Origin of the sequence: Sphingomonas desiccabilis (assembly GCF_004135605.1) — a bacterium.
Lineage (GTDB): Bacteria > Pseudomonadota > Alphaproteobacteria > Sphingomonadales > Sphingomonadaceae > Sphingomonas > Sphingomonas desiccabilis.
Genome location: NZ_SDPT01000001.1, coordinates 544,522 through 569,831 on the forward strand (window position 1 = coordinate 544,522; position 25,310 = coordinate 569,831).

Consider the following 25,310-nt stretch of genomic DNA (forward strand, 5'->3'; position numbering starts at 1 on the left):
AAGCACGGACCGCGACAGCCGCCCACGCTGGTCATGCTGACGAACGTCGGCATCGATGCGCGCTCCGCTGCCGCATCTCGCGTTTCGGCAAGGAATCCTGACTTTCGTCAGGATGACGAGGGTCCAGTTGTGGGGGGGGCGCAGACGCGGGCGACGGCGCCTGCCGTCGCCCGCAGGCTGGTCAGCGGAACGGCGGTTCGTTGAACGCGCGCAGCTTGCGGCTGTGGAGACGATTGCCCTCGCGCCGCAGTTCCTCGCAGGTCTCGATGCCGATCCGCATGTGCTCGTTGATCGCGCGCTCGTAGAAGCGGTTGGCCTGGCCCGGCAGCTTGAGCTCGCCGTGGAGCGGCTTGTCCGACACGCACAGGAGCGTCCCATAGGGCACGCGGAAGCGGTAGCCCTGCGCCGCAATGGTGGCCGACTCCATGTCGATGCCGACCGCGCGGCTGAGCGAGAAGCGCAGTGCCGAGCGGGAGAATTGCAGCTCCCAGTTGCGATCGTCGGTGGTGACGATGGTGCCGGTGCGCAGCCGCCGCTTGAGCTCGTCGCCCGACTGGCCCGACACCGTCTCCGCGGCGCGCGCGAGCGCCTGCTGGACCTCGGCGATGGCCGGGACCGGGATTTCGGGCGGCAGCACGTCGTCGAGGATGTGGTCGTCGCGCAGATAGGCATGCGCCAGCACATAATCGCCGATCCGCTGGCTGGGGCGCAGACCGCCGCAATGGCCGATCATCAGCCACGCCTCCGGCCGCATCACGGCCAGGTGGTCGCAGATCGTCTTGGCGTTGGACGGGCCGACGCCGATGTTGACCAGCGTGATGCCGCTGCGGTCCGGCGCCATCAGGTGATAGGCCGGCATCTGGTGGCGCCGCCACGCGCTGTCGGTCACCAGCTTGTCGACATCGTCGCCCGCGGTCATCATCAGCCCGCCGGCCCCCGACACGCCCGTATAGCGGCTGCCCTCGCCCAGCTGCGAGCACGCCCAGCGGACGAACTCGTCGACGTAGCGGTGGTAGTTGGTGAACAGCACGTAGCGCTGGATGTGCTCGGGCGGGGTTCCGGTATAGTGGCGCAGGCGCGCGAGCGAGAAGTCGGTGCGCAGCGCATCGAAGAGCGCCAGCGGGCGGTTGCCGTCCTCGTGGATCCACAGGCCGTCGGCGATCTCGTCGCCGATATGGGCAAGCTCGGTCGCCGGGAAGTGCCGCGCGAGTTCGGCGGCGGTGACTTGGTCCAGGCTCAGCGCGTGGCCGGCATCGAGCACATAGGCGAAGGGGATTTCCTGCCGGCTTTGCGCGACGCTCACCTCGACGTCGTGGCTCTCCATGATCAGCGACAGCTGCTCCTGGAGATAGTCGGAAAACATCGCCGGCTTGGTCACGGTGATGCGGTATTCGCCGGGGACGTTCAGGCGGGCGAACGAGCGCATCGGCGTCGGCAGGTCGCCGCCGCCGCGATAGCTCAGCCGGAGCTCGGGATAGGCGAAGGAGCCGTCCAGCCGCGAGGAGCTTGGCGGCGGGGTCCGTTCGCGAAGATAGGTGTCGAGGGCGCTCCGCAGCCGATCCACGGAAGCATTGTAGAGCCGATCCAGGCGATCGACGATGTCTGAAGCTTGCGTCATCCTCTGCCGCTAAAGCGTTCGGCGCCAGTGCGCAAGTCTGCGCGAACCGGTGAAACGCAACTCCGCCGGTGCCCTGGCAAGCACCGGCGGCAGGCGAGGCGGCTTCGCCGCCCGCGGTTACTTGCTGTTGGACTTGCTGGCGGTGCTGCCGCTCTTGGTGGATGCCGACTTCCCGCTCGAAGTGCTGCTGCTGCCGGCGGACTTCGTCTTCGCGCCCGCCTTCTTCTTGTCGAGCAGCTTGGACGCCCCAAAGGCTGCGCCCGCGACGGCCGCTGCCGCGCCCGCGACGATCGCGGCGGTGGTGCCGGGCTTCTTCTTGACCGCGGCCGTGGTGCTCCGGGCCGCGTCGCTGATCGCTTCCTTGCTGCGGCCGGCGGCATCCGCGAGGGCTTCCTTGCCCTTGTCGAGCTGCACGTGCGCCTTGTCGGCGAAGCTGGTCTTCTCGGCCTCGGGGGTGCCGTTCGTATCGTTGGACGTCGTTGCGTTCATCGGGTGCCTCCCATCGATCAATGTGGTCGCGTAACGAGAAACCAACTCGTGGCCCCTGCGGCGGTTCCGATGGAGCGGTGCGGGAACGGCGGCCCCGCCGTTCCCGTGCGACGCGTGGGCGAGGTTGTGTCCGCCTTACAGCGTCTCCAAGAGGTGCTCGGCCGAGCTTACCCGGAATTCGCCGGCTTGCTCGACATGCAGCGCTTCGACCACGCCGTCGTTGACGACCATGGCATAGCGTTGTGCACGCGTGCCCATGCCGAACTTCGATCCGTCGAATTCCAGTCCCACCGCGCGAGCGAAGGCGCCGTTGCCGTCGGCGAGCATCGTGACCTTGTCGCCCACCGCGTTCGCGTCGCCCCAGGCGCTCATCACAAAGGCGTCGTTGACGGCGGTGCAGGCGATCTCGTCGACGCCCTTTGCGCGGATCTCGGCCGCCTTTTCGACGAAGCCCGGCAGGTGTCGCGCGGAGCAGGTGGGGGTGAAGGCGCCGGGCACCGAGAACAGGGCGACGCGGCGGCCCTGGAAGAAGCTGGCGGCGTCGACCTGTTCGGGGCCGTCGGGCGTCGCCTTGGCGAAGGTGGCGTCGGGCAGGCGGTCGCCCACTTGGATGGTCATGAAATTCTCCCTGTTGCGCGCCCGGCCGGGTGCGCGCGTAGCTAGGGTGGGTCGGAGGGGCTTTTCAAGCGGTGGCGGAACGGCGGACCCGGCGCTATGTTTCCAACCTATGGATAAAGCAGCGTTTCTGGCCGGTCAGTTCCTGTTGGCAATGCCCGGCATCGGCGACCCGCGGTTCGAACATGCGGTGATTGCGATCTGCGCCCATGATGAAAAGGGCGCCATGGGGGTCGGCGTCGGCGAAATCGTGGACGGGCTGGGGCTCCACGACCTGCTTCGCCAGTTCGAGTTGCGGACGGACCTGGTGGCGGACCTGCCGGTCCATGTCGGCGGCCCCGTAGAGCCCCGCCGCGGCTTCGTGCTCCACAGCAAGGATTGGGGCGGGCAGGACACGATCGACGTCGCGGGCCGCTGGTCGCTGTCGGGCACGATCGACGTGCTGCGTGCGATTTCCGAAGGAACGGGGCCGGAGCAGTTCCTGGTCGCGCTTGGCTTCGCCGGCTGGGAGTCGGGGCAGCTGGAAGGCGAGTTGTCGCGCCACGGCTGGTTCAACACGCCCTCAGACGCCGAACTCCTGTACGACGTGCCGGCGAGTGAGCGGTGGGAGCGTTGCTTCATCGCCGCCGGCATCGACCCCCGTCTGCTGGTGTCGGCGACCGGTACCGCTTGAGCCCCGGTTCGGCACCGCTCCGGATGCGACATATAAAGAACTCTTTATATAGCTGATTGCGCCCGCGCGGGGGCTCGGCTACTGGCGCGGCATGCCGCGCGCCATCTTGGGCGCGCACCGGTTCGACAGGAGATACTTCGTGGCCACCGTGCTCGACACCCAGGATTATGTCATCAAGGACATCAGCCTTGCCGCTTTCGGCCGCAAGGAAATCGAGATCGCCGAGACCGAAATGCCCGGCCTCATGTCGTTGGTCGAGGAGTTCGGCGCGTCGCAGCCGCTGAAGGGCGCGCGCATCACCGGCTCGCTGCACATGACGATCCAGACCGCCGTGCTGATCGAGACGCTGGCGAAGCTCGGCGCCGAGCTGCGCTGGGCGTCGTGCAACATCTTCTCGACCCAGGACCACGCCGCCGCTGCGATCGCCGAGTCCGGCATCCCGGTGTTCGCCGTGAAGGGCGAGACGCTGGAAGAGTATTGGGACTATGTCACCCGCATCTTCGACTGGGGTCAGGACACCACCTGCAACATGATCCTGGACGACGGCGGCGACGCGACGATGTTCGCGCTGTGGGGGGCGCGCGTCGAGGCGGGCGAGACGCTGTTCACGCCGACCAACGAAGAGGAAGAGATCTTCGTCGCAACGCTGAACCGCTTCCTGAAGGAGCGTCCGGGCTACCTCACCAAGACGGTCGCCGCGATCAAGGGCGTGTCGGAAGAGACCACCACCGGCGTCCACCGCCTCTATGAGCTCGCCAAGCAGGGCAAGCTCCCGTTCCCGGCGATCAACGTTAACGACTCGGTTACCAAGTCGAAGTTCGACAACCTCTATGGCTGCAAGGAGTCGCTGGTCGACGCGATCCGTCGCGCGACCGACGTCATGCTCGCCGGCAAGGTGGCGTGCGTCGCGGGCTTCGGCGATGTGGGCAAGGGCTCGGCCGCTTCGCTGCGCAACGGCGGCGCGCGCGTGCTGGTGACCGAGGTCGACCCGATCTGCGCGCTGCAGGCGGCGATGGAAGGCTATGAGGTCGTGACGATGGAAGATGCGGCGACCCGCGCCGACATCTTCGTGACCGCGACCGGCAACGCCGACGTCATCACGCTCGACCACATGCGCGCGATGAAGAACATGGCGATCGTGTGCAACATCGGCCACTTCGACAGCGAGATCCAGATCGCGGGCCTCAACAACCTCAAGTGGACCGAGATCAAGCCGCAGGTCGACGAGGTCGAGTTCGCCGACGGCAAGAAGATCATCGTCCTCGCCAAGGGCCGCCTGGTGAACCTGGGCTGCGCGACCGGCCACCCGTCGTTCGTGATGTCCTCGTCCTTCACCAACCAGGTGCTGGCGCAGATCGAGCTGTGGACCAAGTCGGACGAGTATAAGAACGAGGTCTATGTGCTTCCCAAGCACCTCGACGAGAAGGTCGCGGCGCTGCACCTGGAGAAGCTGGGCGTGAAGCTGTCCAAGCTCAGCCAAAAGCAGGCCGACTACATCGGCGTGCCGGTCGAAGGCCCGTTCAAGCCGGACCATTATCGCTACTGATCGGGAGCCGTTCTTTCCTCGTCATGCTGGCGAAAGTCAGCATCCAGACGCGCTCCGCCTGAGAATCGAGCGTAGCGGCAATGGATCCTGACGTTCGTCAGGATGACGCGAAGGAGCCTTTGCGTGTCTTGATAGAGGGGCGGGGTGCCAGGCACCTCGCCCTTTTTTTGCGACATGTCCTGTTAGCCAGGCCTGTCCAGCCGTGGCAAATCCGCAACAATCGGCGGGAACAAACCCGTTAGTGAACAGAAAGGCTTGAAAAACCGCGCCACAAGGCGTGTCCCCGAGGAAAGTACATCGTTCATCGGGGATACACATGCGTCAGTCTCACTCCAGTCTTCGTGCCACGGTTGCGTACGGCGCCATGCTGATGGGCTTGTTCATGGCGGTTGGCGCCGCCGCGCAGACTGCCGCCCCTGGCGGTCAGACGGACAATCTTCCGATCCCCAGCGTTCCGGAGGCGCAGGCAGAGGCACGCGGTGCCGACGGTGCGGACAACGCCCCGGGTGACATCGTCGTAACGGGCAGCCGCATTCGCCGTCCGGACTTCGAGTCGCCGAGCCCGGTGGTCACCATCGGTGCTGCGACGCTGCAGCAGTCCGGCACGACCAACCTCACCGACTTCCTCACGGGGCTTCCGGCGCTGCAGGGTTCCTCTACCTCGGCAGACAACTCGGGGTCGGGTGCCGGCATCGGCTATACGGGGTTGAATCTGCTCAACCTGCGCAACCTCGGCACGCAGCGCACGCTCGTGCTGATCGACGGCCGTCGGCAGGTCGCGACCGTTCCCGGTACGCAGGCGATCGACATCAACACCATCCCGAACGACCTGGTGGAGCGGATCGACATCCTGACCGGGGGCGAGTCGGCGATCTACGGCGCCGATGCGGTCTCGGGTGTCGTCAACTTCGTCCTGAAGAAGAACTTCGAAGGCATCACCGCGCGGGCGCAGGCCGGCATTTCCGAATACGGCGATGCCGGCAAGCGTCTGTTCAGCGTGACGGCCGGCAAGAATTTTGCCGATGGTCGCGGCAACATCGCAGTGGCGTACGAATATGGAGACGAAAGCCGCCTGGAGTCGCGGGACCGCAAGAACCTGCGCGGCGCAGCCCTGACCGGCTTCTATCGGAACCCGGCAGATCCCGAGTTCCAGCCCGGCTACACCGGCGGGGCGAGCAACGGCATTCCGGACCGCATCCCCACGACCGATATCCGGTACAATGATACTGCGCGTGAGGGCGCCATTGACGTCGACTTCGACGGCGTGCCGGACCTGCTGGTCAATGGTCGGGGTCAGTTGGTGCCATTCGACATCGGCACCGTTGTGCAGCCTGGCTATTCGACCGGCGGCAGTGGCACGCGTGTCGCCGATTACCAGAACGACCTGCTGCCCGACATCAAGCGTCACGTGGTGAACGCCATCGCACGGTTCGAAGTGTCGCCGGCGCTCGAGCTGTTCATTGAGGGCAAGTACGCCAACAACAAGGCGTTCTCGCTGGGTCAGCCCTCCTTCGACTACTACCTGCTTCAGGAGGGCGACAACGCCTTCCTGCCGGCGCCCCTTGCTGGCGGCGACGGCGTGCTCGTCACTCGTGACAATTTCGACATCGGACAGCGCGGCGAGAGCATCACGCGAGAGACGATCCGTACGGTCGTCGGCGCGCGCGGGGACCTGAGCCCGCACACCAACTACGAGCTGTCGTACACCTTCGGGCAGAGCAACATCACGTCCGACTATGTGAACGACGTCTTTGATGACCGATTCCTGGCGGCGATCGATGCCGTGCGTGGGCCGGACGGGCAGATCACCTGCCGGGCAAATCTGGACCCGAACTGGCTGCCCAACCAGCCCTATACGGACCGGTACACCGGCGCGCCGGTCACCTTTGGGCGCGGCGAATGCGTGCCGCTGAACCTGTTCGGTGACGGCGCGCCCAGCCAGGCCGCCTTGGACTTCGTGCGGGCGAACACCCGCGATCGCTCGCGACTGCGCCAGCATGTCGTCACTGCCAGCCTGGCGGGGGACTTCGGCAAGTATTTCGAACTGCCGGGCGGCCCGATCGGCTTCGCGCTCGGTGGCGAATATCGCAAGGAAGAGAGCCGCTTCGTCCCGGACGAGCTGGCGGCGCAGGGGCTTACCTTCACCAACGCCCTGGGGCGTGAAGAAGGCGAGTTCGACGTCAAGGAAGCCTTTGCGGAGCTGAACGTGCCGCTGCTGCGCGACCGGCCGTTCTTCCACCGCCTGGAACTCGGCGCCGCAATCCGCTTCTCGGATTATTCGACGATCGGTTCGACGACCACATGGAAGACCAACGCCAGCTGGGCGCCGGCGCGGGATATCACGTTCAACGGGACCTATTCCAAGGCGGTCCGCGCGCCGAACGTCGGTGAACTGTTCGGCGGCCTGTCGCAGACCTTCTCCTTCATCACCGATCCCTGTGATCGCGCCGAGATTCAGAACGGCACCCAGTATCGCGCCGCGAACTGCCAGGCGTTGTTGAGCGGGTTGGGCGTTGCGGATCCCGCAAGCTATGTGGACGCGCGTTCCAGCAACATCTCGGGCTTCTCCGGTGGCAACCCGGACCTCGATGCGGAGAAGGCGCGGACCTGGACCGCAGGCCTCGTCGTCCAGCCGCGCTTCATCCCGGGCCTGTCGCTCCGTGCCGATTGGTACGACATCAAGCTCAAGGGCGCGATCAATACCGTGACCGCTACGGAGCTGGCCCAGTTGTGCGTCGACCAGCCGTCGCTCGAAAACCAGTTCTGCGACCTCATCACCCGGACCGACGTGGACACGGGCACGGCGGATCGCGGCAACATCACCTCGTTCACGGTGTTGCCGCAGAACGTGGCACGGTTCCAGACTGCCGGTCTCGACATCAACGCGAGCTATCAGTTCGACACGGGATCCTTCGGCCGGTTCAACTTGCGGGTAGTCGCCAACTACCTGGACAAGTTGGAGTACTTCGGCACGCCGGGTGCAGACGCGACCAACAGCCGCGGTGAGGCGTTCGCGCCGAAGTACACGTTCAACGGGGACCTCACCTGGGCGATGGGTCCGGTGACGCTCAACTACGGCCTGACCTGGTTCGACAAGACGCTGCGCGTCACGAACCTGGTGGCGCAGAGCAACCCCGATACCGTGGCTCCCGAGTATCTGTATCTGAAGGAGCTGTGGCAGCACGACATCTACGGCAGCGTCGACGTCGGGGACTCGTTCCAGTTCTACGGTGGTGTGAACAACGTGTTCGGCCAGAAGCCCGAGCTTGCGACGAGCAGCTACCCGGTCTCCTCCGTCGGGAGGTATATCTTTGCCGGCGCCCGCGTGAAGTTCGGCGCGCGGTAACGACGATCCGCACAGGATGACGTGCAGGAAAGGGGCGGTGCCGATGGCGCCGCCCCTTTTTCTTGTGGTGCGCGCCCCGGGGCGGGGCGACGAAGCGACGCGAGGATGCTGCGGCGTGCATGGCGCTGTGCAGTGAGATCGCCTAAACCGCCGGCGATGAGGGCATTCGCACGGCCGCGGGGACGAACGCGGCGATGATCATTCTGAACCCGGTCTCGGCGATTCTGGTCGGGGCGGTGCTGGCACTGGTGCTGATCGCGGCGGTATGGATGCTTGCCGCCGGGCTGTGGCTGCGCCGGCGCGCGCGCGGCAAGATCGCGGCCGCGGGCGTCGACGCCACGCTGGTGCAGGCCTCGCCCGCGCAGGCGATGCTGGTGCGGGCCGACGGCCGTGTCGAAATGCCGCCGCTGCTGGCGGAGTGGCTGGGGCTGTCGGCGATGCCGCAGACGCTTGTCGACCTGACCGGCATGGACGAGGGGCTGGACCCCGCCAGTGCCGAGGCGCTGTTGCGCGAGATCGGCGGCGCACAGCGCGCCGCCCGGCCGTTCCGGATCGAAGTACGCGCGCGCGGCGCGGCCCGGACGCTGACCGCGAGCGGCGAACGTGCACCCGCCTCGCTGGAGCCGCATGGCGGCGCGCTCGTCTGGTTCTTCGATGCGACCGAGTTCCAAACGGAGATCGGCGCGCTCTCGCGCGAGATCGAGGAATATCGCAGCGGCTTCGACGCGCTGTCGGGCCTGATCGAGGCTGCGCCGATGCCGATGTGGTATCGTGACGGCGATCTCCGGCTGGCGATGGTCAACAGCGCCTATGTTCGCGCAGTCGACGCGTTCGACGCCCGCGAAGTGCTGTCCCGCCAGGCGGAACTGGTGGACGGCGACGGCATGGGCGGGCCGCTCGGCAGCGCGCTGATCGCGCGCGACACCGGCCAGCCGCAGGCAAGCGTGATGCCGGCAACCATCGGCGGCGCCCGGCGCATGCTGCGCGTCCACGACGTGCCGCTGCCCGAGGGGGGCATCGCGGGCTTCGCAGTCGATATCCATGACGTCGAGGAAATGCGCGCCGGCATGAAGCGCTTCCGCATCGCCCAGCGCGCGGTGCTCGATCGGCTGTCGGCGGGCGTGGTCCAGTTCTCCGCGGACCGGTCGCTGGAGTTCTGCAACCAGCCGTTCCGCCGGATCTTCGGGATGCGCGGGGAGTGGCTCGCCGATCGTCCCGAGTTCGACCGCGTGCTGGAGCGCATGCGCGAGGCGAAGCGCCTGCCGGAAGTGCGCGATTTCCCCGGCTGGAAACAGGAGCGGCGCGCGTGGTTCCGCGCCGCCGAGGCGGTGGAGGAGCCCTGGCACCTGCCGGGCGGTACCTATCTGCGCGTCGTCGCCCAGCCGATGCCGGAAGGCGGCCTGCTGCTGATCTTCGAGGATCGCACCGAGCAGGTGCAGCTGGCGAGCGCGCGCGACACGCTGCTGCGCGTGCGCACCGCCACCTTCGACAACCTGTTCGAGGCGCTGGGCGTCTTCTCGGCCGACGGGCGGCTTCAGCTGTGGAACAGCAAGTTCCGCCAGCTGTGGGGGCTGGAGGACGCGTTCCTCAACGACCACCCGCGCGTGGACGTGCTGGCCGAGCGGGCGGCGCCGATGCTGGCGAACCCGTCGCGGGCGGTGCTGATCCCCGAACTGATCCGGTTTGCCACCGTCCAGCGCATCCAGCGCAGCGGTCATTTCGCGATGGCGGACGGGCGGCATTATCAGTTCGGGGCCGTGCCGCTGCCGGACGGCAATGCGTTGCTGACCATGCTCGACATCTCGGACAGCCGACGCATCGAGCAGGCCTTGCGCGATCGCAACGAGGCGCTGGAGGCGGGGGACCGCACCAAGACGGCGTTCCTGGCGGCGATGAGCTACGAGCTGCGCACGCCGCTCACGTCGATCAAGGGGTTCACCGAGATGCTGCACGGCGGCTATGCCGGCGCGCTCAGCGAAGACGGTGCGCGGTACACCGGCGCGATCCTGGAGTCCGTCGACCGGCTCGGTGAACTGATCGACGACGTGCTCGACTTGACCGCCAGCGAAGGCGCGCCGCTGCAACGGGCGGAGATCGACCTGGCACCGCTCGCCAAGGCGATGGCCGCGGACATGCTGCCGGCCGCCGCCGCCAAGCGGATCGAACTGGTGGTGGAGGTGGACCCGTCCGTCGGAAGCATCGTGGGCGATGCCCGGCGCATCGGGCAGGCGATCGCCCACCTGCTCGACCACGCGATCGCCGGCACCCGTGATCGGGGGCGGGTGTTGTTGCATGCCGACGGCGATGCCGAGATGGCCCGGATCATCGTCTCCGACGACGGCCCCGGGATGGACGCCAACACGGCCGCGCATGCGCTGGACCGGTTTGCGCCGGGCGGTGCCCTTCGCCGGGGGGAGCGCGCGCTGGGGCTGGGCCTGCCGCTCGCGCGGCGCATCGTCGAGGCGCATGGCGGCACCATCGCGCTAGTGTCGGAACAGGGGGCCGGCACGCTGGTCACGATCGAGGTGCCGCGAGGATGAGCGACGTACTGCTGCATAGCGCCGAGGAAGCCCATGCGTTCGGCGCCGCCCTGGCGCGGGTCGCCAACCCTGGAGATGCGATTGCGCTCTCCGGCCCGTTGGGAGCCGGCAAGACCAGCATCGCGCGCGGGCTGCTTGCGGCGCTGGGGCTGATGGAGGAAGCGCCGTCACCCAGCTTCGCGATCGTTCAGCCCTATGCGCCGCCCGAGACGCGCTTTCCCGTGCTCCACGTCGACCTCTATCGCCTGGAGCATGCCGACGAGGCCGATGAGCTTGGCCTGGACGAGGCGCGGCTCGACGCGCTGCTGGTGGTCGAATGGCCCGAGCGACTGCCGGACAGCGCCTGGGAAGACGCGCTCTGGCTCACCCTTACCCCCGAAGCGGATGGCACCCGCCGCTTGACAGCGAAGGTGCCACCGTCATGGAAAGCACGATGGCCGCTGACATGAACCCGCCCGCCGCGGCGCCCGCCTTTCTCGCAGCACATGGATGGGGAGGGGCCGAGGTGGTCCCGCTCGCCGGTGACGCGTCCTTCCGCCGCTATTTCCGTGCCCTGGATGCCGGCCGCAGCGCCGTGCTGATGGACTCGCCGCCCAAGCTGGAGGACCAGCGCCCCTTCGTGGAGCTTGCCCGCTGGCTGACGGAGCGCGGCTTTCGCGCGCCGGCGATCCTGGCCGAAGATCCGGCCGAGGGGCTGGTTCTGCTGGAGGACTTCGGCGACGCGCGGCTGCGCGAGACCGTAGACGCCGCGCCCGAAAGCGAGCTGCGGCTGTATGGGGATGCGGTCGACGTCCTGATCCGCCTGCGCGATCACCCGGCAGCGCCGGTGCCGGCCTATGACCGCAGCGTCTATCTGCGCGAAGTGATGCTGCTGCCGGAATGGTATTGCCCCGCGATCGGCCTGGAGGTCGACGTACCGGGGTATCGTGCCGCATGGGAGGCCGTGCTCGGTACCGTCGACGGCGGCGAGGCCGTGACGGTGCTGCGCGACTATCACGCCGAAAACCTGATGCTGATCGAGGGCGAGGCGGAGACGCTGGGGCTGCTCGACTTTCAGGACGCGCTCGCGGGGCACCCGGCCTATGACTTGGTGTCGCTGCTCCAGGATGCGCGGCGCGACGTTTCCCAGGCGCTGGAGGAGGCGATGCTCGACCGCTACCGCCGCACGACGGGCGTGGGGGAGGAGTTCCTCGACGCCTATCATGTGCTGGGCGCACAGCGGAACGCCAAGATCGTCGGCATCTTCGCCCGGCTGTGGCAGCGCGACGGCAAGCCGCGCTACGCGGCGCTCTGCCCGCGCGTCTGGCGCTATCTGGAGCGGGATCTCGCCCAGCCGGTGCTGGCGCCGGTCGCAGCCTGGTTCGACGCCAACATCCCCGCCGAACTGCGGGGCGACCCGATGCAGGTGCGCGCATGAGCAAGGCCATGACGCTGTCGCTGCGCCCCAACCCGGACGTGGCGGTGCCGGAAACGGCGATGGTGATGGCCGCGGGTCTGGGCAAGCGGATGCGCCCGCTCACCGCCACCCGGCCCAAGCCGCTGGTGTGCGTGGCGGGCAAGCCGCTGATCGATCACGTCTTCGACCGGCTGCGCGCGGCGGGCGTCAAGCGCGCGGTGGTCAACGTCCACTATCTGGCCGACGTTCTGGAGGCGCACCTGCGCGCGCGGGTGAAGGACATGGAGGTGCTCGTCTCCGACGAGCGTGCCCAGCTGATGGAAACCGGCGGCGGCCTGGTCCAGGCGCGCGAGCTGATCGGCGACAAGCCGTTCGTCTGCGTCAACAGCGACAATCTGTGGGTCGACGGGCCGGTGGACGCGATCCGGCTGCTGGCCGAGGCGTGGGACGATGCGCGGATGGACGCGCTGCTGCTGCTGGTGCCGCTTGCCCGTGCGGCAAGCCATAGCGGCCATGGCGACTTCCACCTCGATCCGACCGGGCGCATCACCCGTCGCCGCCAGCCGGGGCGGCTTGCGCCGTTCGTCTTCACCGGCGTGCAGATCCTGTCGCCGCGGCTGATCGCCGACTGGCCGGAAGGGCCGTTCTCCACGAACCTCTTCTGGGAACGCGCGCTGGAGGCCGGCCGCCTGTGGGGCCTAGTCCATGAGGGGCTGTGGTTCGACGTCGGCACGCCGGGGGCGATCAAGGAGACCGAGGCGGCGCTCGCCGATGGCTGAGGCCCCGCGGCTTCGGCTTTACTCCATTCCCCCGCACCGGGCGTTCGCCGACGCGCTCGCCAACGGCCTGCTGCGCCAGTACGGGCGCGACCCGATGGCGCTCGCGCGCGGCTTCGTGCTGTTGCCCAACAATCGCGCCAAGCGCGCGATCACCGACGCCTTCGTGCGCGCGAGCGGCGGCGGACTGCTGATGCCGCGGCTGGTCGCCGTCGGCGATCCGGAGATCGACGAGGCGGTGGGGCCGTTCGCCGACCCGGCCGACGACCTCGATCCGATTCCCCCGGCAGTCGCACCGCTCGCCCGGCGCATGATCCTGTCGCGGCTGGTGGCCGAGGAGCGTGCGCGGGCCGCCCGCCCGGTGGATGCCGCAGAGGCCGTGCGGCTGGCGGGGGACCTCGCCCGTACGCTCGACCAGTTGCTGGTGGAGGAAATCGAGCCCGACGCACTCAAGCGGATCTCGTTCGACGAGCCGCTCCAGACGCATTGGGAGCGTTCGCTCGCGATGTTCGAGACGGTGCTGGTGCGCTGGCCCAGGGAGCTGGAGGCGCTCGGCTGCATCGATCTGGCCGTGCGGCGCCGGCGCCTGCTCGACCGGCTGATCGCGCGCTGGCGGGCGACCCCGCCGGCCGGTTTCGTCTGCGCGGCGGGCATCGCCAGCGCCTCGCCGGTGATCGCACGGCTGCTGCGCGCGATCGCCGAACTGCCGCAGGGCAGCGTCGTGCTCTCCGGTCTCGCCATCGACATGGACGATGCCGAGTGGGACCTGCTCGGCCCGCACGAGCCGGACCCGGTTACCGGCCGTCGCCGACGCGCGCTGGAGACCCACCCGCAATTCCAGTTGAAGCTGCTGCTCGACCGCATGGGCGTGGGCCGGCGCGAGTTCGAGACCTGGCGGGCGGGGAGCGAGCATGACGCGAAGCCAGCGCGCAGCCGCACGATCGAGAGCGCGCTGGCGCCGGCCGAGCGCACCCATGACTGGATCGACCTGCCGGTAGAGCGCCGCAGCCTGGCCGGCGTGCAGGCGCTCGACGTGCCGACCCCGGCGGAAGAGGCGCAGGCGATCGCCATTGCGCTGCGCCAGGCGCTGGAGACCGAGGGCAAGACCGCGGCGCTGGTCACGCCGGACCGCGCGCTGGCACGGCGGGTGTCGGCGCATTGCGCACGCTGGGGCATCACCGTGGACGATACCGCGGGCCAGCCGCTGTCGGTGCTACCGCCGGGCACGATGCTGCTGGCGCTCGCCGATGTCGCCGCGCAGGACTTCGCGCCGCTGCCGCTGCTCGCGCTGCTCAAGCATCCGCTCGCCTGCGCCGAGGAGGGGCGGCTGGAGTGGCTGGAGGGCGTGCGGCGGCTCGACCGCGCGCTGCGCGGACCGCGACCGGCGCCGGGGTTGGCCGGGCTCGACGCGTTCCTCGCGGATACGGAGGGGCGCGAAGGAGCACTTCGACGGGCGGCGGCGCCTTGGTGGGAGAAGACGCGCCCGCTGCTCGCAGCGTTGAGCGACACCTATTCGGGCGGCCGGCGACCGCTGCCCGACTTGCTCGGGGCACTGCGCGCGGCTGCCACTGCGCTTGGCGGCGACGCGCTCTGGTCGCGGCCTGAAGGGCGCGCCGCGGCCGAACTGCTCGATACGCTGGAGCAGGAGGCGGTGCACGGACCTGCGTTGGTGGAGCCGGAGTCGATCGGCCCGATGCTGCGCACGCTGATGGACGAGGTGGCGGTGCGGCCGCCGCACGGCGGCCATCCGCGGCTGTCGATCTATGGTCTGCTCGAAGCGCAGCTGCAGACTTCCGATCTCACGATTCTGGGCGGACTCAACGAAGGTGTTTGGCCGGGACTGCCGTCGCCGGACCCGTGGTTGGCGCCGCGCATCCGCGCGGAGCTAGGCCTACCGGGGCTGGAGCGTCGTATCGGCTTGGCTGCGCATGATCTTGCCAACAGCCTGGGCGCGAAGGAGGTGCTGCTGACTCGCGCCCACCGCGACGCGAGCGGGCCGACGGTGGCTTCGCGCTTCTGGCTGCGGCTGGAAGCTTTGTCGGTGAAGGGTCTCGACCGAGCGGAGGAACTGGCACGCTGGACCCATGCCATCGACGATCCCGGCGGCTATGATCCGGCACAGCGTCCAGCGCCTTGCCCGCCCGTCGCTCTGCGGCCGCGGCAGATTTCGGTCACCGAGGTCGACCGGCTCAAGGCCGATCCCTTCGCCTTCTACGCGCGGCGGATGCTGCGGCTGGCGGCACTCGATCCCGTCGATGCCGATCCGAGTGCCGCGTGGCGGGGCACTGCCGTGCACGGCGTGCTGGAGGATTGGGCGCGGCAGGACGGGTTCGATCCCGCCAAGCTCTCCAGTCGGGTGGAGACGCTGGCCGCCGACCCGCGCACCCACCCGCTGCTGCGCGCGCTGTGGGTGCCGCGGCTGCGCGAGGCGGTGGACTGGATTGCCGGACAGGTCGCTGCGCAGATGGCGGGCGGACGCAGCATCCTGGGCGTGGAGGGCGAGGGGAAGATCCAGCTCGCCGGCGTCGAGCTGCGCGGCAAGTTCGATCGCATCGACCGGCTGGACAACGGCGAACTGGCGGTGGTCGACTACAAGACCGGCCAGCCCCCTTCCACGCGTGCGGTGCGCGACGGGTTCAGCCTGCAGCTGGGCCTGCTCGGCATCATGGCCGAGCGGGGCGCGTTCGAGGGAATCGCCGGCACCGCCACCGCGTTCGAATATTGGTCGCTCGCCAAACGGGATGACAAGTTTGGCTACGTCGCGACCCCGGTCGATCCTGCTGGCTCACGCAATCGCATACCGACCGACCGCTTCGTCGCACTGGCGCTTCATCATTTCACCGAGGCTGCGGGCAATTGGCTGACCGGCGAGGCGCCGTTCACCGCCAAGCTCAAGCCCGAATATGCCCCCTTTGCCGAGTATGACCAGCTGATGCGCCGCGACGAATGGTATGGCCGTGAGTAGCGCCGGGCTGCTTCCCGAACTGCGCGGCAACCAGGCACGCGCGAGCGATCCGCGCCGTCACGTCTGGCTCTCCGCCTCGGCCGGAACCGGCAAGACGCAGGTGCTGACCGCCCGCGTGTTTCGCCTGCTGCTGCGCGGCGTCGAGCCCTCGGCGGTCCTGTGCCTGACCTTCACCAAGGCAGGTGCTGCAGAGATGGCGGAGCGCGTCAACGCGCGGCTCGCCCGCTGGGTACGGCTGCCCGAGCAGGATCTGAGGAAGGACCTGTTCGCGCTGGGCGAGGACCCGAACGACGAAGCGCTGATGGCCCGCGCCCGCACGCTGTTTGCGCGCGTCCTCGACGCGCCGGGCGGCGGCATCCGCATCCAGACGATCCACAGCTTCTGCCAGACCTTGCTGTCGGCCTTTCCGGTCGAGGCGGGGCTGGTCCCCGGCTTCCGTCCGCTAGAGGCGCGCGAGGAGTCGGCGATGGCGCGCGATGCTCTGGCCGGCATGCTGGTTGAGGAGCAGCGGCAGGGCAGGGTGACCCTTGGCGATGCGATCGCGGCGCTCAGCCTGCGCCTGGGGGAGGGGCGGGCCGAGGCATTTCTGACGGAATGCGCGCGGCGGGCGGATGCGATGGCAGCGCTGCCTGCCGACCTTTCCGGCTTCCTGCGCGATGCCTTCGAGCTGCCCCGCGGCGACCTGGATGCCGCGATCTGCGACGGCTGCTGCGACGACGCCTTCGACGTCGAGGCGCTGCGCGACCTGATGGAGGCGAACCGCGCCTGGGGCACCGCGACCGGCCTCAAGGCGGCGGCGGCGATCAAAGCTTGGCTCGAGGGCGAAGCACCAGCTCGCGCTGCCGGATTGGATGCGCTCTACAAGCTTTTCTTCAAGAAAGACGATACCCTCAGGACCGCATCGACCAAGATCCTAGCGGCGATGCCGGACTATGATCTGGCGGCGGAGGCGATCGGCAGCCGCTGTGCCGAGCTGGTCGCGATGCGCCGTCGCGCTGCCTATGCCGACCTGCTCGCCGCAGCACTGGAGGCTGGGCGCCGCTATGCGGCCGCCTATGCCGAGGCGAAGCGACGCGCAGGCGCGGTCGATTTCAACGACCTGATCGCGCGCACGCTGGCACTGTTCGGCCAGCCGGGCATCGGTGAATGGGTGCGCTTCAAGCTCGACCTCGCGACCGAGCACGTCCTGATCGACGAGGCGCAGGACACCAATCCCGAGCAATGGGCGATCGTCCGCGCGCTGGTGGACGAGTTCTTTGCCGGCGAAGGCGCGCGGGTGGCCGGGCTGCGTACGCTGTTCGTGGTAGGCGACTATAAGCAGGCGATCTTCGGCTTCCAGGGCACCGACCCGGTCTATTTCCGGGCAGCACACCAGCTGTTCGACCAGCGCGCCGCCGTGGCACCCGAGTATGATACCGAGGCGCAGCCGCTCGACACGCTGTCGCTGACCGAAAGCTTCCGCTCGACGGCACCCGTGCTGGAGTTCGTGGACGCGGCGATCGACGCGTTTCCGCAGCCCGGCATGGGCGACCTGGAGGAACGGCTCCAGCACGCCAGCCGCGTCGCCGGCCCGGGCACCGTCACCTTGTGGGCGCCGACCGTCGAGGAGGCGGGCGAGGGGGAAGAGGGCGAGGAACAGTGGATCGCGGATGCGACCCGCACCCTGGCCGGCAGGATCGCGCGCCAGATCCGCGAGTGGATCGGCACGCTGCCGCTGGAGAGCAAGGGGCGGACGCTGGGCGCGGGCGACGTGATGGTGCTGGTCAAGCGCCGCGGCGAACTCGCCTCGCTGATCGTCGCGCGGCTCTATGCGGAAGGCGTGCCGGTTGCGGGCATCGACCGGCTGCGGCTCAACGCGCCGCTGGCGGTGCAGGACCTGTTGTCCGCGATCCGCTTCGCGCTCCAGCCCGACGACGACCTGTCGCTGGCGAACCTGCTGGTGTCGCCGTTGATCGGCTGGAGCCAGGAGCAGCTGATGGCGGCGGCGCTGCGCGAGCGCGGGAGTCTCTGGCGGCACCTGCGGTTGACCCAGACGGACGACGCGTTGGCGCCGCTCCAGCAGATCCTGCGCCGCGCCGATGTGGCGACGCCGTACCGGTTCCTGGAGGAGCTCCTGTCCGGGCCGCTGGAGGGCCGGCGCAAGCTGGTGCTGCGGCTGGGCGAGGAAGCGCGGGATCCGATCGAGGAACTGCTCAACGCCGCATTGAGCTTCGAGCAGGTATCGACGCCGTCGCTGCAGCGCTTCCTCGACTGGTTCGATCGCGGCGACGTGGAGATCAAGCGCGATCCGTCACAGGGCGGCGGCGCGGTGCGGGTGATGACCGCGCACGGCGCCAAGGGATTGCAGGCGCCGCTGGTGATCCTGGCCGACGCCTGCATCGATCCCAGCCAGAACCGGCGCGAGACGCTGCTGTGGACGCCCGACGGCTATGAGGGGCCAGCCTTTCCCGTGTTCCGCCCGCGCGCGGGCGAGCGCGACGGGCCGCTCGACGCGGCGCTGGCCGAGGCGGATGCCAAGGAACTCGCCGAGCATTGGCGGCTGTTCTACGTCGCCGCGACACGGGCCGAGGAGCGGCTGGTGATCGCCGGCGCACCGGGCACGCGGGCGCAAGGCGTGGCGCCGCCGCTCAGCTGGCATGCGGCCGCAGCCGCGGCGCTCGATGCGCTGGAGGTGGGCACCGAGGAGGACGGCACCCGCGTGTTCCGGGGCCGCACGCCGGCCAAGCCGCTCGCGCAGCGTACCGGGGGTGCGAAGACCGTCGGCGCGGTGAGCGAGCCGGACCCCGCGTGGCTGCGTGCGCCTGCGCCCGCGGAGGCGCGTCCGCCGAGGCCCCTCGCGCCTTCGTCACTCGGCGAGGACGAGGTCGCGGATCCGCCACCGACCCCGGCGATGCGCGCCGCCGCGCAGCGCGGACGCCTGCTCCACCAGATGTTCGAGCGGCTTCCGAGCCTGCCGCCTGCCGAGCGCGCCGCTGCCGGCGACCGCTGGCTGGCGGGCGCGGCGCAGGTGGGGGACCCGGCCGAACGCCGGCGGATCGTGCGCGATGCGCTGGCGATCCTGGAGGTGCCGCGGTTCGCGCCGCTGTTCGGGCCGGACGCGCTGGCCGAGGCGCCGATCGCCGCGACGATCGGGGGCACGGTGGTGTCGGGAACGGTTGACCGGCTGCTGATCGAGGAGGATCGCGTGCTGGTGGTCGACTTCAAGACCGGCCGGCGTGCGCCGGAGACGGCGGCGGAGGCGCCTACCTATCACCTGCGGCAGATGGCGGCCTATGCGGCGGCGCTGGCGGTGATCTTTCCCGGTCGCAGGATCGAGGCGGCGTTGCTCTATACGGCCGTGCCGCGGCTGCTCGCGCTGCCGACCGACCTGCTCGACGAACACAAGCCGCGCTTGGCCGCTCGGGAGCAAAGCTTGGCCGGCGACGGTTGAGACCGCGCCCGCCCGAACCTAGGTAACGCAGCGACAAAGGAGATTACGAACATGGCGACCAAGGCGATCACCGATTCCAGCTTCCAGGCCGACGTCCTCGATGCGGGCAAGCCGGTGCTGGTGGACTTCTGGGCGGAATGGTGCGGCCCGTGCAAGATGATCGGCCCGTCGCTCGAGGAAATCTCCGAGGAGTTGGGTGAGGAAGTGACGATTGCCAAGCTCAACATCGACGAGAACCCCGATGCGCCGGGCAAGTACGGCGTGCGCGGCATTCCGACGATGATCCTGTTCAAGAACGGCCAGCCCACCGCCACGAAGGTCGGCGCAGCGCCCAAGGGCCAGATCAAGGGCTGGCTGCAGGGCGAGCTGTAAGGGCTCCGGCTTCCTTCCCATCCGTCATCCTGACGGAAGTCAGGATCCATTGCCGCTCCGCCTGAAGTCTCAGAGGGTGCGTGTCTGGACGCTGACCTTCGTCAGCATGGCGGGTGGAGGTGAGGAAGGTACTCCTCACCCGAAGATCAGGGGCGCCGCCATGTCCCACAGCTCGGGCGAGGCGGCGCCGAGCATGCCGCGGCGGGTGTCGCCGACGCGGAAGGGCGAGCCGTCCGCCCGCGCGACCCGGCCGCCGGCCTCCTCCAGGAACAACACGCCCGCGGCGTGGTCCCAGGGCAGGGTGCGCTGGAACAGGGCGAGGTCGTTCTCGCCAAGCACCAGCCGCGGATATTGCTCGGCAGCGCAGCGTGGGATTTCCACCAGCGTCAGCTTGCCGGCGACGCGCTCGGCAAGCGCCGCGCGATCCTCCTCCGACATGAAATAGGTAGCGAGTGCGGCGACCGGCTCGGCCGCACCCGTTGTTCGCCCGGTCACCGGCTTTCCGTCGACGAAGGCGCCGCCGCCGCGAACCGCATGGCACATCCGGTCCGCTACCGGATCGTAGAGCCAGCCGGCTTGCGGCACCCCGTCTTCCACCAGCGCGATCATCATCCCGAAGGGGGTCCGGCCGGCTGCGAAATTGTTGGTGCCGTCGACCGGATCGATCAGCCACACGCGGCCGCTACCCACCGTCTCGAGCAGCGTCGGATCGGCCGCACAGGCCTCCTCGCCGACGATGCGCGCCTCCGGGTCGATGCCGGCAAGCCCATGGGCAAGCTGCACCTCTGCCTCCCGATCGGCGACCGTGACCAGATCGTCCTTCGCCTTTTCCTCGATGTCGGCGGCGTCGAGGTGGCGGAAGCGCGGCAGCACGACCGCCGCCGCCACCTCGCGCAGCAATGTGCAGACGGCGGTGTGGCGGGCATCGGTCATGCGGTCAGCTCCGATAGTCGGCATTGATCGAGATGTAGCCGTGGGTGAGGTCGCAGGTCCAAACCGTCGCCCGGCCATCGCCCAGCCCCAGGTCGACGCCGATCTCGACCGTCTGCCCCTTCAGGTGCTCGGCAACCGGCGCCTCGTCGTAGCCGGTGACGGCAAGGCCATCGCGCGCCACCTGCGTGGTGCCGAAGCGGATCGAGAGCTTGTCGCGCTCGGCCGGCTCGCCCGCCTTGCCGACCGCCATGACGACGCGGCCCCAATTGGCGTCCTCACCGGCGATCGCGGTCTTCACCAGCGGCGAGTTGGCGATGCTCATCGCGATGCGGTGGGCGCTGCGATCGCTCTCGGCGCCCTCCACGTCAATCTGGATGAATTTTGACGCGCCCTCGCCATCACGCACCACCTGCTGGGCGAGGCTCAGGCAGACGTCGAACAGCGCCGCGGCAAAGGCGTCGGCGCCGTCGCTGTCCGCATCCACCAGCGGCGTGTTTCCCGCCTTCCCGGTCGCGAATGCCAGCACCGTGTCGCTGGTCGAGGTGTCGCCGTCCACCGTGATGCACGAGAAGCTCTTGGTGTTGGCGGCCGACAGTGCCGACTGGAGGAAGGCCGGATCGACCGCCGCGTCGGTGAAGACGAAGCCGAGCATCGTCGCCATGTCGGGCGCGATCATGCCCGATCCCTTAACGATGCCGACCAGCGTCACGGTGCGGCCGGCGACGATCGCGGTGGCGGTCGCGGCCTTGGCGAAGGTGTCGGTGGTCATGATCGTCTCGGCCGCGGCTTCCCAGCTGCACGGCTCCGCGACAAAGGCGGCGTCCAGCCCGGCCTCGGCCTTGTCGATCGGCAGCGGGACGCCGATCACGCCGGTGGAGGCGACGAACACGTCCGAGGGCTGGCAGCCGAGGTGCGCGGCGGCGCGAGCGGCGACCGCCTCCACCGCCTCACGGCCGCGGTGGCCGGTGAAAGCGTTGGAATTGCCCGCGTTGACGACCAGCGCGCGCGCCTCGCCGAGCACCAGCGCCTTGCGGCACCATTCGACCTCCGGCGAGGGGCAGCGGCTCTGCGTGAGCACGCCGGCGACCGAGGTGCCGGGTTCCAGCGTGACGAAGGTGAGGTCGGTGCGATCCCACGCCTTGTAGCGCGCGCGGGCGACCCGGGGGGTCACGCCGGCGATCGGCGGCAGCAGGGGGAAGGCGGCGGGGGCGAGCGGGGAGCGGGCGGTGGACATAGCCGTTCCATGCGATCCCATGTGCGATCCGTCGAGTGGTTTGTGCCCAACGGAAGTGGTTGCGGCCCATCTCGTAGGCCGTTCGCGGAAAGGAAAGGAACTACCGGTGGACGGATCGACGCCCGGCCATTATCTCCACGCTGCCCGGTGCCGTTGCGGCACGGGCTAGCTCTTCGCCGATGGATCGTCGCTTGCGTCTCCTGCTGTTCCTCTCCGCGCTGCTGACCGGCCTCACCGGGGCCCTGGTCGGCGCGACTCCGGTGGAGGCGCGGCAGGTCGAGCAGGTCGCGGGCAAGATCGCGGCGGAGGTGGCGACCGATGTTGCCGATCATGCGCCTCTCGTCCGCCGCGCCGTGGGTGCGCTCGACGGCGCCCGCTTCTCGCCGGTGCCGGCACCCTATGCCGTACCTCCCGTCGATGTCCGCTCCCGGGTCGACAGCGCACTCGAGTGAGCGTGCCGCCCGCGTGTGCGGGCGTCCTCCACCCCAGTTTCGCCGCGCCTGACGGGCGCGCCTCTCGGGATGCCGCGCACCGGGCGCGGCTCCGCTCCCCATCATGAAGGAACAGCCATGTTCGGCGGCCTTGCCAAGTCCCTTTTCGGTTCTTCCAACGATCGTTACGTCAATTCGCTGGGTTCGATCGTCAACAAGATCAACGGCTTCGAATCGACCATCCAGGCGATGGACGACGAGGCGCTGTCGCAGCAGACCGTCCGCTTCCGCGAGCGGCTGGCGAACGGCGAGAAGCTCGACGCGCTTCTTCCGGAGGCGTTCGCGACCGTTCGCGAGGCATCGAAGCGCGTGCTCGGCATGCGGCACTTCGACGTGCAGATGATCGGCGGCATCGTGCTCCACCGCGGCGAGATCGCCGAGATGCGCACGGGCGAGGGCAAGACGCTGGTGGCGACGCTCGCCACCTATCTCAACGCGCTGCCGGGCGAGGGCGTGCACGTCATCACCGTGAACGACTATCTCGCGCGCCGCGACGCCGAGCAGATGGGTCGGATCTACGGGTTCCTGGGGCTCACCACGGGCGTGATCGTCCCCAACGTGTCGGACGGTGAGCGTCGCGCGGCCTATGCCGCCGACATCACCTACGGCACGAACAACGAGTTCGGCTTCGACTACCTGCGCGACAACATGAAGTATGATCGCGAGTCGATGGTGCAGCGGCCGTTCGCCTTCGCGATCGTGGACGAGGTGGACTCGATCCTGATCGACGAAGCACGTACCCCGCTGATCATCTCCGGGCCCACGGACGACAAGTCCGACCTGTACCTGTCCGTCGACGCCATCGTGAAGCAGCTCGAGGAAGCCGACTACGAGAAGGACGAGAAGCAGAAGAGCGTCATCCTGACCGAGGACGGCACCGAAAAGGCCGAGCGGCTGCTCGAGGCCGCCGGGCTGCTCCAGGGAGCGAACCTCTACGACTTCGAGAACACCCAGGTCGTCCACCACCTGAACCAGGCGCTGCGCGCGAACATGATGTTCCGCCGCGACGTCGACTATCTGGTGAAGGACGGCAAGGTCGTCATCATCGACGAGTTCACCGGCCGCATGATGGACGGTCGCCGCTGGTCCGACGGTCTGCACCAGGCGACCGAGGCCAAGGAAGGCGTGACGATCGAGCCGGAGAACCAGACGCTCGCCTCGATTACCTTCCAGAACTATTTCCGCATGTATCCCAAGCTGTCGGGCATGACCGGCACCGCGGCGACCGAAGCGGCCGAATTCTTCGACATCTACAAGATGAACGTCGTCTCCATCCCGACCAACGTGCCGGTGCAGCGCATCGACGAGGAGGACGAGTTCTACAAGACCACCCAGGACAAGTTCCTGGCGATCGCGCGCAAGATCCGCGAGCATGCCGAGCGCGGCCAGCCGGTGCTGGTCGGCACGGTCTCCATCGAGAAGTCGGAGCTCTTGTCCGAGTTCCTGACCCAGGAGAAGGTGCCGCACAAGGTGCTCAACGCGCGCTACCACGAGATGGAAGCGCACATCGTCGCCCAGGCCGGCCGGCTGGGGGCAGTGACCATCGCCACCAACATGGCGGGTCGCGGCACCGACATTCAGCTGGGCGGCAACCTGGAGTTCCGCATGCTCGACGAGCATCCGGAGTTGGAGGCCGGGACGCCGGAGTATGAGGCAGCGGCCGAGAAGATCCGCGTGGAGATCGCGGCCGAGAAGCAGGCAGTGCTCGCGGCCGGGGGCCTGTTCGTGCTCGGCACCGAGCGCCACGAGAGCCGCCGCATCGACAACCAGCTGCGCGGCCGTTCGGGCCGCCAGGGCGATCCGGGCCTGTCGCGCTTCTACCTGAGCCTCGACGACGACCTGCTGCGCATCTTCGGCCCGGACACGCTGTTCGCCAAGATGATGCGGTCCAACATCGCCGACGGCGAGGCGATCGGCTCCAAGTGGCTGTCGAAGGCGATCGAGACCGCGCAGAAGAAGGTCGAGGCGCGCAACTACGACGTGCGCAAGCAGGTCGTCGAGTACGACAACGTGATGAACGACCAGCGCAAGGTCGTGTACGAGCAGCGCGCCGACATCATGGATGCCGAGACCGTGGGTGACGTGGTTGCCGACATGCGCGCCGAGACGGTCAATGCGATCGTTGGTGCGGCGGTGCCGCCCAATTCCTATCCGGAACAGTGGGACGTGGCGGGCCTGACCGAGCGGGCCGCCGAGGTGCTGGGCGTCGACGTGCCGGTCGCGCAGTGGATCGCAGAAGAGGACGGGCTGGAGGCGGAGACGCTGGAAGAGCGCATCCGCACCCTTGCGGACCAGCTGGTCGAGGCGAAGGCAGCCGAGCTGGAGCCGACCGCCTGGACGCAGATCGAGAAGTCGATCCTGCTCCAGAACCTGGATCACCACTGGAAGGAGCATCTGGCGATGCTCGACGCGCTGCGCGCGGTGATCCACCTGCGCGCCTATGCGCAGAAGACGCCGATCAACGAGTATAAGCAGGAAGCGTTCGCGCTGTTCGAACGCATGCTGGGCAGCATCCGCGAGGATGTCACCCGCACGCTGGCGGTGGCGAACTTCAACTTCGCACCGCCGCCGCTGCCCGAGCTGCCGGACTTTCTGACCAGCCACTTCGATCCGCTGACCGGCGACGACGACACCTGGGACCAGGATGCAGGCAGCGGGTACCTGACCACCCGCATGCCGCCGATGCAGATGCCCCAGCCCGACGCACAGGCGCTGGGCGAGGATCCGGCCGAGTGGGTCGGCCGCGTGAGCCGCAACGCGCCGTGCCCGTGCGGCTCGGGCCTCAAGTACAAGCACTGCCACGGCCAGCTGTAAGGGCGGCCCGGGGGTGGGGCCGGTCGGCTCCACCTCCGATGGGATCGCCTGCTGGGGGCGGCTCCGCGTCGG

Annotated in this window: 17 protein-coding genes; 12 read left to right on the forward strand and 5 right to left on the reverse strand. The window is 68.7% G+C overall.

Features of this window, described 5'->3' with window-relative positions; genetic code table 11:
* Positions 1-181: 181 nt before the first annotated feature.
* The 3 genes from EO081_RS02585 to EO081_RS02595 form a co-directional block, all read right to left on the reverse strand.
* Positions 182-1,618: an AMP nucleosidase gene (locus tag EO081_RS02585; protein ID WP_129340374.1), complete on the reverse strand. Its 1,437-nt coding sequence runs from the start codon at positions 1,616-1,618 to the stop codon at positions 182-184.
* Between the two features lie 117 nt (positions 1,619-1,735).
* Positions 1,736-2,107 carry a hypothetical protein gene (locus EO081_RS02590; RefSeq protein ID WP_129340375.1) on the reverse strand — a complete coding sequence of 124 codons (372 nt, stop codon included), beginning with the start codon at positions 2,105-2,107 and terminating at the stop codon, positions 1,736-1,738.
* 135 nt (positions 2,108-2,242) lie between these two features.
* Entirely contained in the window at positions 2,243-2,725 is a 483-nt protein-coding gene (locus tag EO081_RS02595; RefSeq protein ID WP_129340376.1) for a peroxiredoxin, read from the reverse strand.
* A 109-nt stretch (positions 2,726-2,834) separates the two neighbouring features.
* On the opposite strand from EO081_RS02595, the gene EO081_RS02600 reads away from it, so the two are divergent.
* From EO081_RS02600 to trxA, 10 genes are all read left to right on the forward strand, one after another.
* Positions 2,835-3,395, forward strand: a complete 561-nt coding sequence (locus EO081_RS02600; protein WP_129340377.1) for a YqgE/AlgH family protein — start codon at positions 2,835-2,837, stop codon at positions 3,393-3,395.
* Positions 3,396-3,534: 139 nt separating this feature from the next.
* Entirely contained in the window at positions 3,535-4,941 is a 1,407-nt protein-coding gene (gene ahcY, locus EO081_RS02605; RefSeq protein ID WP_129340378.1) for an adenosylhomocysteinase, read from the forward strand.
* A gap of 316 nt (positions 4,942-5,257) precedes the next feature.
* The gene (locus EO081_RS02610; protein WP_129340379.1) at positions 5,258-8,287 is read left to right on the forward strand and encodes a TonB-dependent receptor plug domain-containing protein; all 3,030 of its coding nucleotides are present in this window, start codon (positions 5,258-5,260) and stop codon (positions 8,285-8,287) included.
* 194 nt (positions 8,288-8,481) lie between these two features.
* The gene (locus EO081_RS02615) at positions 8,482-10,827 is read left to right on the forward strand and encodes a sensor histidine kinase (RefSeq protein WP_129340380.1); all 2,346 of its coding nucleotides are present in this window, start codon (positions 8,482-8,484) and stop codon (positions 10,825-10,827) included.
* Positions 10,824-11,276, forward strand: a complete 453-nt coding sequence (tsaE, locus tag EO081_RS02620; RefSeq protein WP_129340381.1) for a tRNA (adenosine(37)-N6)-threonylcarbamoyltransferase complex ATPase subunit type 1 TsaE — start codon at positions 10,824-10,826, stop codon at positions 11,274-11,276. The genes EO081_RS02615 and tsaE overlap by 4 nt, the downstream gene beginning before the upstream one ends.
* Positions 11,261-12,244 carry an aminoglycoside phosphotransferase family protein gene (locus EO081_RS02625; protein ID WP_129340382.1) on the forward strand — a complete coding sequence of 328 codons (984 nt, stop codon included), beginning with the start codon at positions 11,261-11,263 and terminating at the stop codon, positions 12,242-12,244. Before tsaE ends, EO081_RS02625 begins: the two co-directional genes overlap by 16 nt.
* The gene (locus EO081_RS02630; RefSeq protein ID WP_129340383.1) at positions 12,241-13,002 is read left to right on the forward strand and encodes a nucleotidyltransferase family protein; all 762 of its coding nucleotides are present in this window, start codon (positions 12,241-12,243) and stop codon (positions 13,000-13,002) included. Before EO081_RS02625 ends, EO081_RS02630 begins: the two co-directional genes overlap by 4 nt.
* Positions 12,995-15,964, forward strand: a complete 2,970-nt coding sequence (addB, locus tag EO081_RS02635; RefSeq protein ID WP_129340384.1) for a double-strand break repair protein AddB — start codon at positions 12,995-12,997, stop codon at positions 15,962-15,964. The genes EO081_RS02630 and addB overlap by 8 nt, the downstream gene beginning before the upstream one ends.
* Positions 15,951-19,394 (forward strand): double-strand break repair helicase AddA, encoded by a 3,444-nt coding sequence (gene addA, locus EO081_RS02640; protein ID WP_129340385.1) that lies wholly within the window; start codon positions 15,951-15,953, stop codon positions 19,392-19,394. Before addB ends, addA begins: the two co-directional genes overlap by 14 nt.
* Before the next feature lie 51 nt (positions 19,395-19,445).
* Positions 19,446-19,766, forward strand: a complete 321-nt coding sequence (gene trxA / locus EO081_RS02645) for a thioredoxin TrxA (RefSeq protein WP_125959739.1) — start codon at positions 19,446-19,448, stop codon at positions 19,764-19,766.
* A 135-nt stretch (positions 19,767-19,901) separates the two neighbouring features.
* On the opposite strand, the gene EO081_RS02650 is transcribed toward trxA, so the two are convergent.
* Complete coding sequence (locus EO081_RS02650) at positions 19,902-20,699, reverse strand: inositol monophosphatase family protein (protein WP_129340386.1); 798 nt, start codon at positions 20,697-20,699, stop codon at positions 19,902-19,904.
* A 4-nt stretch (positions 20,700-20,703) separates the two neighbouring features.
* Positions 20,704-21,933, reverse strand: a complete 1,230-nt coding sequence (gene argJ / locus EO081_RS02655) for a bifunctional glutamate N-acetyltransferase/amino-acid acetyltransferase ArgJ (RefSeq protein ID WP_129340387.1) — start codon at positions 21,931-21,933, stop codon at positions 20,704-20,706.
* Between the two features lie 191 nt (positions 21,934-22,124).
* Between argJ and EO081_RS02660 the strand changes: the two genes are divergently transcribed.
* A complete protein-coding gene (locus tag EO081_RS02660; protein WP_129340388.1) occupies positions 22,125-22,385 on the forward strand; it encodes a hypothetical protein in 261 nt (86 codons plus the stop codon).
* 117 nt (positions 22,386-22,502) lie between these two features.
* A complete protein-coding gene (gene secA, locus EO081_RS02665; RefSeq protein WP_129340389.1) occupies positions 22,503-25,238 on the forward strand; it encodes a preprotein translocase subunit SecA in 2,736 nt (911 codons plus the stop codon).
* The last annotated feature ends 72 nt before the right edge of the window (positions 25,239-25,310 follow it).